The organism is Enterobacter sp. E14S (assembly GCF_055666685.1).
This window is the reverse complement of record NZ_JBVODQ010000035.1, coordinates 1-298: the sequence shown is the minus strand read 5'-3', so window position 1 is coordinate 298 and position 298 is coordinate 1. Positions and strand designations below refer to the sequence as shown.

The 298-nt window shown below is 52.7% G+C and carries 1 tRNA gene and 1 rRNA gene; both read right to left on the bottom strand.

What is annotated here, in order from left to right:
• Positions 1–42 precede the first annotated feature (42 nt).
• Positions 43–118: transfer RNA gene (locus tag ACZ6J2_RS21880), tRNA-Glu, on the bottom strand.
• Positions 119–202: 84 nt separating this feature from the next.
• Positions 203–298, bottom strand: a 16S ribosomal RNA gene (locus tag ACZ6J2_RS21875); the annotation flags it as partial.

Below are 298 nucleotides of genomic sequence, written 5' to 3'. Positions count from 1 at the left end.
TGAGATATGACGGCAGGTGACTTTCACTCACGAACCAGCAAGTGGCGTCCCCTAGGGGATTCGAACCCCTGTTACCGCCGTGAAAGGGCGGTGTCCTGGGCCTCTAGACGAAGGGGACGTGAAGTCTCAATCGCAAGACGCCTTGCTATTTACTTTTCATCAGACAATCTGTGTGGACACTACAAAGGCAGGTTCTTTAAGGTAAGGAGGTGATCCAACCGCAGGTTCCCCTACGGTTACCTTGTTACGACTTCACCCCAGTCATGAATCACAAAGTGGTAAGCGCCCTCCCGAAGGT